Here is a 12,835-nt window from a genome sequence, read left to right on the forward strand (position 1 = left end):
CACTCCTTAGCGTGGTTTCAGGGTGGCGATCAGGAAGTCTTTCGAACTTTCTACCTTGCCCTGCTGAATGGCGGCCGCCGGGTCGACATGCTTCGGACAAACTTCGGAGCAGAAGCCGACGAAAGTACAGCTCCACACGCCGTTCTGGGCATTGAGCTGCGCCATACGTTCCTTTTTGCCGTGGTCGCGGCTGTCTTCGTTGTAGCGATGGGCGAGGGTGATCGCCGCCGGGCCAATGAACTCCGGGTTCAGACCAAACTGCGGACAGGCGGCATAGCACAGACCGCAGTTGATGCAGCCGGAGAACTGATGGTATTTCGCCATCTGCGCCGGGGTCTGTTTATTCGGCCCCTGATCCGGCGTGCGCGCATTACCGATGATGTACGGCTTAATCGCTTCCAGACTTTCGATAAAGTGGGTCATATCGACCACCAGATCGCGCTCAATCGGGAAATTAGCCAGCGCTTCAACCTTCAGACCCTTGCTGTAATCGCGCAGGAAGGTTTTACAGGCAAGTTTTGGCACCTTATTGACCATCATGCCGCAGGAGCCGCAGATCGCCATGCGGCACGACCAGCGGTAGCTTAAGTCCGGGGCGAGGTTATCTTTGATATAGCCCAGCGCGTCGAGCAGCGAGGTTTGTTCGTCGTAAGGGACTTCATAGAAGGCGCTGTGCGGCGCGGTGTCGACTTCCGGGTTGTAGCGCACCACTTCAATTTTCAGTTTTTTCATCTCAGCCATGGGTCGTCTCCTTCTTCTCAGCGGCTTCCGCTTCGGCGCCATACACGCGTTTAGCCGGCGGCAGAGTGGTGATCTTCACATCGCCATACTCCAGGCGCGTGCTGCCGTCAGCCTCACGGAAGGCGAGCGTATGCTTGAGGAAATTGACGTCGTCGCGTTCAGTGCAGCCTTCATCGAGACGCTGATGGGCGCCGCGAGACTCTTTACGCGCGATAGCGGAGTGCGCCATGCATTCGGCGACGTTGAGACCATGACCCAGCTCAATGGTGTAGAGCAGGTCAGTATTGAACACGCTGGAGGTGTCGGTGATACGCACGCGCTTAAAGCGCTCCTGCAGCTCGGCCAGCTTATCGATGGTTTTTTGCATCAGCTCCGGCGTGCGATAAATACCGCAGCCTTCTTCCATCGACATACCCATTTCATCGCGGATTTTGGCCCAGTTTTCATTGCCTTGTTGATTGACGAGGTCTTTCAGACGGTTTTCAACGTCGTTGACCTGCGCATCCAGCGCCGCGTTGTTGGCTTCGCCCGCGGCCATTGCGCGCTGCATAGCTTGCTCACCGGCAAGGCGGCCAAAGACCACCAGCTCGGCGAGCGAGTTGGATCCCAGACGGTTGGCGCCGTGCAGGCCGACGGAGGAACATTCGCCCACGGCGAACAGGCCCTTGATGCGGGTTTCGCACTGCTGGTCGGTCTCGATACCCCCCATGGTGTAGTGGGCGGTCGGGCGCACCGGAATGGGCTCTTTCACCGGATCGACGCCGACATAGGCTTTCGCCAGTTCGCAGATGAACGGTAGGCGTTCAAGCAGTTTCTTCTCGCCAAGATGGCGCAGGTCGAGATAAACCACATCGCCGCGCGGCGTCGGAATGGTGTTGCCTTTGCGCCACTCGTGCCAGAAGGCCTGAGAGACTTTATCGCGCGGGCCGAGTTCCATGTATTTGTTTTTCGGCTCGCCGAGCGGCGTTTCCGGCCCCATACCGTAATCCTGCAGGTAGCGATAGCCGTTTTTATTCACCAGAATACCGCCTTCGCCGCGGCAGCCTTCGGTCATCAGGATCCCCGATCCCGGCAGGCCGGTTGGGTGATACTGGACAAACTCCATGTCGCGCAGCGGGACGCCGTGGCCCAGCGCCATGCCCATGCCATCGCCGGTGACGATGCCGCCGTTGGTGTTATAGCGATAGACGCGGCCAGCGCCGCCGGTAGCCATGACGACCGCATTGGCGCGAATTTGCACCAGCGTGCCTTCCATCATATTCATTGCCACCAGGCCGCGGGCCTGGCCGTCATCGACGAGAATATCCAGCACGAAGTGCTCGTCGAAACGTTGAATTTGCGGGAACTGGAGGGAGGTCTGGAAGAGGGTATGCAGCATATGGAAGCCGGTTTTATCGGCGGCGAACCAAGTACGTTCGATTTTCATCCCGCCGAAGCGGCGAACGTTGACGCTGCCATCCGGGCGGCGGCTCCACGGGCAACCCCACAGCTCAAGCTGGGTCATTTCCGTGGGGCAGTGATGTACGAAATAGTCTACAACATCCTGTTCACAGAGCCAGTCGCCGCCGGCGACGGTGTCGTGAAAATGGTATTCAAAGCTATCGTGATCCTGCGCGACCGCCGCAGAACCGCCTTCGGCGGCGACGGTATGGCTACGCATTGGATAGACTTTTGAAATCAGTGCGATTTTGGCTTTTGGATTAGCCTGCGCAGCGGCGATGGCTGCGCGAAGACCTGCTCCGCCTGCGCCAATGACGACAAGATCGGCTTGAAAAGTTTGCACGACATTCCTCCAGTTTTTGTGTATTTCGCCGCCGGGCTGGCGAAAAAGTATCACTGCTCCTTTATAGGTAAATGAGTATAGCCATAGGGATGGTGGGGAAAATTGACGCGTTCGATTTTTTTATCAATCCGTGCGCTAATTTATCAATTTTATTTATGCAATTAAGTTAGCAATAAATTATCAGGATGTAATATCGCCGCCGGATTGCACAAAATTTGTTTCACTCGACGGTTGCGAGTAGACTTCGTGCCCTTGTATGAAATCGGAGAAAAGTACCATGAGCGAGACGGCAACCTGGCAGCCGAGCGCATCCATTCCAAATCTGTTAAAACGTGCGGCTGTAATGGCGGAAATTCGCCGTTTCTTTACCGACCGCGGCGTGCTGGAGGTGGAAACGCCTTGTATGAGTCAGGCAACGGTGACCGATATCCACATGTTCCCGTTTGAAACCCGTTTCGTCGGCCCCGGCCACTCTCAGGGTCTGAATCTGTATCTGATGACCAGCCCGGAATACCACATGAAGCGGCTGCTGGCCGCCGGGTGTGGGCCGGTATTTCAGCTGTGCCGAAGCTTCCGTAATGAAGAGATGGGTCGTCACCACAATCCAGAGTTCACCATGCTGGAGTGGTACCGTCCGTGCTACGACATGTATCGTCTGATTAACGAAGTTGACGATTTACTGCAGCAGGTGCTCGAGTGCCAACCCGCGGAAAGCCTCTCTTATCAACAGGCCTTCCAGCGCTATCTGGAGATCGATCCGCTCTCGGCAGATAAAACCCAGCTGCGCGAAGTGGCGGCAAAGCTCGATCTCAGTAATATCGCTGATACGGAAGAAGATCGCGATACGCTGCTGCAGTTGTTGTTCGCCATGGGCGTAGAGCCGCACATCGGTAAAGAACGTCCGACGTTCGTCTATCACTTCCCGGCAAGCCAGGCTTCGCTGGCGCAGATCAGCACCGAAGATCACCGCGTCGCCGAGCGCTTCGAGGTCTACTATAAGGGGATGGAGCTGGCGAACGGTTTCCATGAATTGACCGACGCGCGCGAACAGCAGCAGCGTTTTGAGCAGGACAACCGCAAACGTGCGGCCCGCGGCCTGCCGGAGCAGCCCATCGACTATAATCTGCTGGCTGCGCTGGAAGCCGGCCTGCCGGATTGTTCCGGCGTCGCGCTGGGCGTCGATCGCCTGGTGATGCTGGCGTTAGGTGTAGAGACCATCGGCGAAGTGATCTCATTCACCGTCGATCGCGCCTGATGAACTGCGCTTCCCTTTCATGAGGAGAGGGAAGCCGTTTCCCGCCGTTAGCGTTTTCCCCTTCATTCAAAGATTTTTACAGTTCTCCCCGCTGCATTAGCCCTAATAACCACAATTTCAAACTGGATTATTGCTAGGATCCGCGTTCAATTTCTGCTTACCTGGCGACGCCGTTCGGCGACGCTCACGTTTGGATCGATTTATGCCTCAACAAATCAAGAAGATGAGCCTGATTGGGCTGATATTAATGATCTTTACTTCGGTGTTTGGCTTTGCCAACAGCCCTTCGGCGTTTTATCTGATGGGTTATAGCGCGATGCCGTTTTATCTTTTCTCGGCGCTGTTTTTCTTTATTCCTTTCGCCTTAATGATGGCGGAGATGGGCTCGGCATATCGTAAGGAAGAGGGCGGGATCTATTCGTGGATGAACCGCAGCGTCGGGCCGCGCTTTGCGTTTATCGGCACCTTTATGTGGTTTTCCTCTTATGTGGTGTGGATGGTCAGCACCGCGGCGAAAATTTGGGTCCCTTTTTCGACCTTTCTCTTCGGCGCGGATAAAACCCAGAGCTGGGCTTTTGCCGGCTTAACCTCGACGCAAACCGTCGGCGTGCTGGCCGCCTGCTGGATGGTGCTGGTGACGCTGGTGGCGGCGAAAGGGATAAATAAGATTGCCAAAATTACCGCCGTCGGCGGCATCGCGGTGATGTGCCTGAACCTGGTGCTTCTGCTGGTGAGTGGGGCGATTCTGCTGCTGAACGGCGGCCATTTCGCACAATCGCTGGATTTCACGGCGTCGCCGAACCCAGGATATCAATCGGGGCTGGCGATGCTCTCTTTCGTGGTATTCGCCATTTTCGCCTATGGCGGAATTGAAGCGGTCGGCGGGCTGGTGGATAAAACCGAGAAGCCGGAAAAGAACTTTGCCAAAGGTATTATTATCGCCGCGCTGGTGATTTCGATCGGCTACTCGCTGGCCATCGTGCTGTGGGGCGTCAGCGCCAACTGGCAGCAGGTATTGAGCAACCACAGTACCAACCTCGGCAATATCACCTATGTGTTGATGACCAGCCTTGGCGCAACGCTTGGGCAAGCGCTGCATCTGTCGCCGCAGGCGGCGGCGCTGACCGGCGTATGGTTTGCACGCATTACCGGGCTGTCGATGTTCCTGGCCTATACCGGCGCATTCTTCACCCTGAGCTATTCGCCGCTGAAGGCGATTATTCAGGGGACGCCGAAAGCGCTGTGGCCGACGATGATGACCAAAGTCAACGGCAACGGCATGCCGGCTAACGCCATGTGGCTGCAGTGTCTGCTGGTGAGTCTGTTTATCCTGCTGGTCTCCTTCGGCGGCGATACCGCCTCGGCGTTTTATAACAAGCTAACGCTGATGGCGAACGTCTCGATGACCTTGCCGTATCTGTTCCTGGCGATCGCGTTCCCGTTCTTTAAGGCCCAAGCCGAGCTCGATCGTCCATTTGTGATGTTCAAAAGCCGCATAAGTACGCTGCTGGCGACGACGATAGTGGTACTGGTGGTAGCGTTCGCCAATATCTTCACCGTTATTCAGCCGGTGATGGATTCCGGCGACTGGAACAGTACGCTGTGGATGGTCGGCGGGCCGATTTTCTTCTCGCTACTGGCGTTAGGGATCTACGAGAACTATCGTCAGAGAACGGCGGTACAGGTAGCGCTGGCGGAGGGTTAAGAAAGAGAATGCCCGGTGAAGCGCTCACCGGGCTAGTTAGTGCTTACAAACTTCCTGGCGTACGGCTGCTTTTACCCGCTGAGTTCAGCGGCTGGCTGCTGCGTAGGCCATCCAGGCTTTCCAGACGCATCTGGAACGGCGGGAACGGCATGTCGATGCCATGCGCGCGGTAACCCGCCAGAATCAGCTGATGTAGCTCATGACGCAGCGGCATACGGTGTCCCATCTCGGCGGCGTAAATACGCAGCTCGAAAATCTGAATCCCCTGCTGCAGGTCAACGAGAAACGCTTCCGGCGCCGGGGTATCAATCACTAGCGAGCAGCGATGAGCGGCGGTCAACAGAATCTGCGTGACCTCTTCCGTATTGGCCTCCGCGGGCGCCGGGATAGTCAGTACCACACGAGTGACCGAATCCGACAGCGACCAGTTGATGAACTGTTCGGTGATGAACGCTTTGTTCGGCACAATGATCTCTTTGCGGTCCCAGTCGCTGATGGTGGTGGCGCGGGTATTTATTTTCGTCACGCTACCGGTCAGGCTGCGGATAGTGACCGTATCGCCGATACGGATCGGTTTCTCAAACAGGATGATCAGGCCGGAGATAAAGTTGGCGAAAATTTCCTGTAGACCAAAACCAAGACCGACGCTGAGCGCCGCCACCAGCCACTGCAGTTTCGACCACTCAATACCAATCATCGAGAAGCCGACCAGCCCGCCAATTAGCATCAACAGATATTTGGTGATGGTGGTGATGGCGTAGCCGGTACCCGGCGTCAAATCCAGATGTTGCAGAATCGCCAGCTCCAGCAGCGCCGGGAGATTGCGCACCAGCTGGGTGGTGATAATCAGCACCAGAATGGCAATCAGTACGGCCCCGAGGGTAATTGGCTCAAGACTTTCGACGCCCTGTACCGTGGAGGTCACATCCCATAGCGAGATATTTTCGAGGAAGCCGAATGCCGAGTGAATTTCCGACCACAGAATAATCACCGACAGCAGGGCTATCAGCATCAGCAGCGAGCGGACCAGGCGCAGGGACTGGGTACTGATGGCGTCGAGGTCGACTTCGCTGACTTCCGCTTCGACCGAGCCTTCGGTGCTGGTGGAGTGGGCGGTATCTTCTTCGCCGCGGGCGCGCTGGGCGAGGATTTCCGCACGGCGGTGTTTGGCGCGATCGAAGGCCAGACGCCGACGCTGAATCAACATCCAACGGCGAATAATATGGTAAACCACCAACAGCAGGAACCAGATGGCGACCGAGGTTTCCAGTCGCGCCAGTAGCGCCTGCGAGGTGGCAAGATAGCCCACCGCCGCCGCCAGCATCGCGATTAGCGGCGCGCCGAGCAGCAGGTTCCACAGCAGGCGGTTCACCATGTTCTCGCCGTCGCCCGCTTTATCAAGATACAGCGGGATCCCGGCGTGTTTCAGGCTCAGCGTAACCAGCGCCAGCGCGCCGCATATCAGCATGAAGCACAAGCGGCCCAGCGAGGCGGAGAATTCGCGGTCGTTGAGGTTATCAAACATGATCAGCGCCATTATCAGCGGCACAATCAGGCCAATGCTCATCAGGTAGTAGCGCATGGCTTTGGCGACGCGGTTACGCGGCCAACCGAAGTGGGCGATGAACAATCCATTCGGCCGGGCGAAGGTAGCGCAAATCATCACTACCCACAGCAGCGGCACGGTGGCGGTCACGCCGTCGCCAATGGCGACCGCTAGCGGGAAGGGCCAGGCCGCCTGCAATCCGTAGCCGAGCGTCATCCACAATACCGGCAGCGGCGAAGCCACCAGAATTGACCAGAACACGGTACGCAGCGTCAGCCAGAAATGATCCTGAGTCACCTTGCCAATCCGCGCGCTGGAGCGCTCAAGGAAGCGGGTAAAGTGGCGGCGCGAATAGATACTGAAGCCCACCAGCACCAGCGCGCCAAACAGCGGGAACAGCGTCTCTTTGCTGGTCAGCATCATGACGCTGGCCTTGCCGAGCTGGTTGATGGTATCAAGCGAGATCAGACGACGCAGATCCTGCACCACTTCCAGCGGCCAGGAGAAGCCAATTGGGCTGACGTCCGAGGTCCAGAACAGATAGCGGTGGGTTGCTTCGTTAATTTCTTTCAGCGCGTCTTCTAACTGGCCGTTGGCGACTTTCAGTTTCGTCAGTTCGAGCAGCAAGGTATCGCCGCCGCGCAGCAGCGAGTTAAGCAGCTCGCTCTGGGTGCGCAGTTGCGCCTGCAGGATGCGGTTTTGTTCCGCGGTGAGCGGTTCGCCGTCGGCCTGGCGAATCAGCCGTAGCTGCGCCTGCTTGCTGAGCAGGTCTTCGTAATGCAAGCGCTGCACGCGCAACTGGGCCGTTTCAGTATCTAACTGCTGTGGGCGCGGGCGCTCGGGCAGACGGGCGACCTGAGCGCGCAGCGCTTCGCCCAGTAGATTCGATGATCCCAGCCACTGCGACTGTTCGCGCAGGGTGTTCAGCGCCTGGCGCACCTGGAGCGTTTGATTAGTGGCTTGTCGCTGCTGCGAGGCTACCAGATCCAGGCGCTGGACCTGCTGATTGAGCGCCTGCGACAGCTCGCGGTTGATTTTGAACTGGTCGATGATCCCCGGCGGCAGGTTTTCGCTGTTTTCCGCCAGCAGCTCGGTGCTTTCCAGCGCCTTTTCCGCTTCGCGTTGGCGCTGGCTGTTTTGCTGATTACGCAGCGCCTGCAGGTAGGCGTCGAGTTGTTCGCTCTGTTTCTGCGCCAGCTCAGAGCGGATGCGCGACAGCTCCTGGCGGTTGTTGGCGGAGAGTTGGGCCAGATCCAGCTCGTCGACCAGCGCTTTCAGACGCGCGGATTCCGCCTGCAGACCGAGATTTTGCGCCTGCGCCAACGGCGTATTGCCGGGCTGCGCGCCGACGCGGCGTTCAATCTCATTAAGCTTGCGGCGGGCGTCGGTTTGCTGTTGAGGCAATTGGTTGAGAGAGTCGGCAATTTCCCGCGCCCGATCCTGTTCCTGCTGCGCCTGGCGGCTGGCTTCCAGCAGTTGGCTGCTGACCTGCAGGATCTCCTGATTCAGCGCGTCGGCGGTGAGGGCGGTAGGCACCTGGTGCGGCGTATCGCCGACATTCGCTAACTGGGCGCGGAGAGTTTGAAACAGTTTGGGGAAATTATCGATGACGTCCTGGTACTGGCGAGCGCGCTCAACGGAGGCATTGCGCTCCTCAAGCGCATTCAGCGCGGCTTGCAGGACTTCGACGGTTTCAGGCTGGGCGGGTTTCGCCGCCTTCGCCTGTTCCAGTTCCTGGGTAATTTGCTTGACGTCCGGAGCTGTCGCTGCGTACGCCCCGAAGCTGAGGCTCAAGGCCAACAGAAAAGTGTATATCAGGCGCACGGCGTAACCCTTTGTCGTCAGGAATTAACCTTCGTCTTGTTTATCGTCAACCAGCGGGCTGGCGCGGTGTTCGGCGCGGATCTCTTCTTCCGGCAACGGCGCAGGTTCCACGGAGATATCAGTTTCTACGGCCGTGGCCAGCGGTTCGCCGATTTTGGTGACTGACAGGCTTTGCAGTTGTTCAACCAGCTTCACCTGGCCCGGCGCAAACAGGTTAATCACCGTTGAGCCCAGTTTAAAGCGACCCATCTCCTGGCCCTTCAGCAGCGCAACGGAGCCTTCGCTTTCGCCTGCAGGCCAGGTCCAGCGCTTGATAATGCCTTCGCGCGGCGGCGTCACGGTGCCGGACCAGACGGTCTCGATGCTGCCAACAATCGTTGCGCCGACCAGAATCTGCGCCATCGGGCCGAATTCAGTATCGAACAGGCAGATGACGCGCTCGTTGCGGGCAAACAGGTTCGGTACGTTTTGCGCGGTCAGGTGGTTTACCGAGAACAGATCGCCCGGGACATAGATCATCTCACGCAGGATACCGTTGCACGGCATATGCACGCGGTGATAGTCGCGCGGCGACAGGTAAGTGGTGGCGAAGCTACCGTTACGGAACAGGTCAGCCATCTGGTAGTTACCCGCCAGCAGGGCTTCCAGGGTGTAATTGTGGCCTTTGGCCTGCAGAATTTTGTCATCTTCGATAGCGCCAAGCTGGCTGATAACGCCGTCAGCCGGCATCACCAGCACGTTAGGATCGGTGTTGAGCGGGCGAACATCGTCACGCAGCGGGCGAACGAAGAAGTCGTTAAAGGTGCGGTAAGCGGCGGTATCTGGCTTCTGCGCCTCTTTCATATCGACCTTGTAGTATTTGACGAACAGATCGATAACCAGTTTAGTCAGCCAGCCTGCTCGTTTACTTGCCCCCCAGCCTGCGAGGCGGGTGAGCCACAGTTTAGGCAGAATATATTGTAGCGAGAGTTTAAACGAGTTTAACAAGGTAGCCTCCAGGCCGTTAATTGTCGTTCCTGACCCCGCTTTGGCGCGGGGTACTGAAAAGGGGGACGATTCTATACGTAAACTTCAGCGAATTGTATCCGCGCCGTTGTGCTGGCAAAGCGAGTACGTATAGCGACGACAGCTTAAATGTCAGTCGTCGGTTGATGAAAAGCTTTTACGCGTTTTTACCTGCACCTGTTCCATACTTTCCAGGATGCGGTGATAGTTGGCGAAACGGCTTTCGGCGATGGCGCCTTTTTCTACCGCTTCGCGAATGGCGCAGCCCGGATCGGTGTCGTGCTTGCAGTCGCGATACTTGCAATGGCCTAAATAATCATGGAATTCGACAAAGCCGTTGGTGATTTGTTCCGCATCAAGATGCCACAGGCCAAACTCGCGGACGCCCGGGGAGTCGATCACATCGCCGCCGTGCGGGAAGTGATAAAGACGCGCGGCGGTGGTGGTGTGCTGGCCGAGCCCTGACACATCGGAGACGTCGTTCGTCAGGATTTGCTCATCCCGCAGTCCCAGCAGCGTGTTCAGCAGGCTGGATTTACCCACCCCGGACTGGCCGGCAAAAATACTGATGCGCCCGGTCAGCGCCTCTTCAAGCGGCTTCAGGCCGTCCTGAGTATGGCTGGACACCATCAATACCGGATAACCGATCTGGCGATAGATATCCATCTGCTCGTTGACGAAGGCCATGCCGTCATCGTCCAGCAGGTCTATCTTATTCAGTACCAACAGAGGTTCGATATTCTGCGCTTCGCAGGCCACCAGATAGCGGTCGATAATATTGAGCGACAGTTCGGGTAAAATGGCCGAAACCACCACGATTTGGTCGATATTTGCCGCGATAGGCTTTACGCCGTCGTAAAAATCCGGGCGCGTCAGCACCGAGGCGCGTTCATGTACCGCTTCGACGATACCTTTGACGTTGACCCCGTCGGCTGCGTCTTTACCTGGCCGCCAGACCACGCGGTCGCCGGTCACCAGGGAACGAATGGTCCGGCGAATGTTGCAGCGGTGGGTCGTGCCTTCCGCGGATTCGACATCGGCATGCATACCAAAACGGCTGATGACGATGCCTTCTGAAGGCTCGCCAAACAGGTTGTCATCGTAGTCGGCCTTCTCCGAAGTCGTTTTCAGGCGGCGCTGGTGGTTGGCCTTGACGCGGCGCTGCTGGCCTTTGGAGAGCTTATTTTTACTCAATCGAACTGGCTCCTGGTCGCCCTGATGGGGCAAAACCTCTATGATACACGCTATTTTAGATGAATATAGTCACGCAAGAAGGGTGGAAAATAGCATGAGTGCAGATGAAAACAACCTGATTTGGATCGATCTTGAGATGACGGGGCTGGATCCCGAGCGCGATCGCATTATCGAAATTGCCACCCTGGTCACCGACGCGAATCTGAATATTCTGGCAGAAGGCCCGACCATTGCCGTGCACCAGTCTGATGCTCAGCTGGCGCTAATGGACGAATGGAACGTGCGTACTCATACCGGCAGCGGGCTGGTCGATCGCGTGAAGGCCAGTACGGTGGGCGACCGCGAAGCGGAACTGGCCACTATTGAGTTTCTCAAGCAGTGGGTGCCGGCAGGGAAATCGCCAATTTGTGGCAACAGCATCGGTCAGGACCGCCGCTTCCTGTTCAAATATATGCCGGAACTGGAAGCTTACTTCCATTATCGCTATCTCGACGTCAGCACCCTAAAAGAGCTGGCGCGCCGCTGGAAGCCGGAAATCCTTGATGGGTTTAAAAAGCAGGGCACTCACCAGGCTATGGACGATATCCGCGAATCCGTCGCCGAGTTAGCCTATTATCGCGAGCATTTTATTAAGCTCTGAAGCGTAAACGGGGCCTTCATGGCCCCGTTCTTTTTGCTGCCTTACTTAAACCATTTCTGTTCCATCTGCTGGAACTCCGGCGACGCCTTCACGACCTCCAGCGCGTCATTAATCTGCTTAAGCAACTCCGGGTCGTCTTTGCGTACCGCGATGGCATATTGTTTGCCGTAGTAGGCCGGGTCGGTGGCGCGCTCTTTCATCTCTGCGTAATCAGGATTCTCCGCCAGCCACTGGTCCATCGTCGCTAAATCGCCGATCGCGCCGTCGACTTCGCCGCTTTTCAACGCCGCCAGCGCGTCGCTATCGCTGCCAAAGGCGACGGTTTGAATGCCTTTTTGTTTATCGCGTAGATAACGCTGGTGGACGCTACCTTTGACGACGGCGAGCTTTTTACCCTGCAGGTCGGCAAACCCGTGGGCGGCGTCTTTTGCCGTGACTACCACGCCGGAGAGCTCCTGGCGATAAGGTTGGCTGAAGGCGACCTGCTTTTCACGCATCGGCAACACTTCAATGCCGGCGATAATGGCGTCGAACTTTTTAAAGCGCAGCGCCGGAATGAGGGTATCAAAGCGCTGCGGCGTGAATTTGCATTCCGCTTGCATCTGCTTACACAGCGCATTGGCCAAATCAATGTCGAAACCCGTTGCCTGGCCTTTGCCTTTGACGGTCTCAAACGGCGGATTGGCGGTTGTGGTGCCAAAATGGAGCGTCTCGGCAGAAGCCGTTCCGATGAAGGATGTGGTCAGCAGCAGGACGGTAAGCGCTTTTTTCATTCTGAATCCCTGATTGTCGTCATGGTGGACCTTATCGCGGATAACCTCCGCGGTGTAATGCGGGCGATTTTGCGCCATTCGCGCGGGGGTAAAAAGATATTTTGCTAATTATGGCGGTTATTTATACAATTCAGTGGGCTGTGTGGCGAGAAAATGTCCATTCAAACAAAAAACGAAAAAAAGTGCTCGCCAGGGGGTTGCAGGTGAATCGAATTCTCGTATAATGCGCCTCCCGTAACGACGCAGAAATGCAAATTACGACGCCATCGAAATATGGCAAAAAAGCAGTAACGCGGGAATAGCTCAGTTGGTAGAGCACGACCTTGCCAAGGTCGGGGTCGCGAGTTCGAGTCTCGTTTCCCGCTCCAA

At 56.9% G+C, this 12,835-nt stretch carries 9 protein-coding genes and 1 tRNA gene; 4 read left to right on the plus strand and 6 right to left on the minus strand.

Features of this window, described 5'->3' with window-relative positions:
• Positions 1 to 6: 6 nt before the first annotated feature.
• Positions 7 to 741, minus strand: a complete 735-nt coding sequence (gene frdB / locus AC2CGP_RS19915) for a fumarate reductase iron-sulfur protein (protein WP_015368648.1) — start codon at positions 739 to 741, stop codon at positions 7 to 9.
• Complete coding sequence (gene frdA / locus AC2CGP_RS19920) at positions 734 to 2,524, minus strand: fumarate reductase (quinol) flavoprotein subunit (protein WP_032713498.1); 1,791 nt, start codon at positions 2,522 to 2,524, stop codon at positions 734 to 736. Before frdA ends, frdB begins: the two co-directional genes overlap by 8 nt.
• A 277-nt stretch (positions 2,525 to 2,801) precedes the next feature.
• Between frdA and epmA the strand changes: the two genes are divergently transcribed.
• Positions 2,802 to 3,779: an elongation factor P--(R)-beta-lysine ligase gene (epmA, locus tag AC2CGP_RS19925; protein ID WP_015368646.1), complete on the plus strand. Its 978-nt coding sequence runs from the start codon at positions 2,802 to 2,804 to the stop codon at positions 3,777 to 3,779.
• 202 nt (positions 3,780 to 3,981) lie between these two features.
• Positions 3,982 to 5,484: a glutamate/gamma-aminobutyrate family transporter YjeM gene (gene yjeM, locus AC2CGP_RS19930; protein WP_045362543.1), complete on the plus strand. Its 1,503-nt coding sequence runs from the start codon at positions 3,982 to 3,984 to the stop codon at positions 5,482 to 5,484.
• A gap of 43 nt (positions 5,485 to 5,527) precedes the next feature.
• On the opposite strand, the gene mscM is transcribed toward yjeM, so the two are convergent.
• From mscM to rsgA, 3 genes are all read right to left on the minus strand, one after another.
• On the minus strand, positions 5,528 to 8,854 hold the full coding sequence (mscM, locus tag AC2CGP_RS19935) for a miniconductance mechanosensitive channel MscM (RefSeq protein ID WP_032713503.1): 3,327 nt from the start codon (positions 8,852 to 8,854) through the stop codon (positions 5,528 to 5,530).
• Positions 8,855 to 8,878: 24 nt separating this feature from the next.
• Complete coding sequence (asd, locus tag AC2CGP_RS19940) at positions 8,879 to 9,841, minus strand: archaetidylserine decarboxylase (protein WP_015368643.1); 963 nt, start codon at positions 9,839 to 9,841, stop codon at positions 8,879 to 8,881.
• Between the two features lie 150 nt (positions 9,842 to 9,991).
• Entirely contained in the window at positions 9,992 to 11,053 is a 1,062-nt protein-coding gene (gene rsgA, locus AC2CGP_RS19945; RefSeq protein ID WP_047042051.1) for a small ribosomal subunit biogenesis GTPase RsgA, read from the minus strand.
• Positions 11,054 to 11,147: 94 nt separating this feature from the next.
• Here rsgA and orn point away from each other — a divergent pair, with 94 nt between their 5' ends.
• Positions 11,148 to 11,693: an oligoribonuclease gene (gene orn / locus AC2CGP_RS19950; protein WP_015704162.1), complete on the plus strand. Its 546-nt coding sequence runs from the start codon at positions 11,148 to 11,150 to the stop codon at positions 11,691 to 11,693.
• A gap of 41 nt (positions 11,694 to 11,734) precedes the next feature.
• On the opposite strand, the gene AC2CGP_RS19955 is transcribed toward orn, so the two are convergent.
• Positions 11,735 to 12,466 (minus strand): arginine ABC transporter substrate-binding protein, encoded by a 732-nt coding sequence (locus tag AC2CGP_RS19955; protein WP_047740142.1) that lies wholly within the window; start codon positions 12,464 to 12,466, stop codon positions 11,735 to 11,737.
• Between the two features lie 292 nt (positions 12,467 to 12,758).
• Here AC2CGP_RS19955 and AC2CGP_RS19960 point away from each other — a divergent pair.
• A tRNA-Gly gene (locus AC2CGP_RS19960) sits at positions 12,759 to 12,834 on the plus strand.
• Position 12,835 lies beyond the last annotated feature (1 nt).

This window comes from Klebsiella sp. SYXHC3, assembly GCF_057196925.1.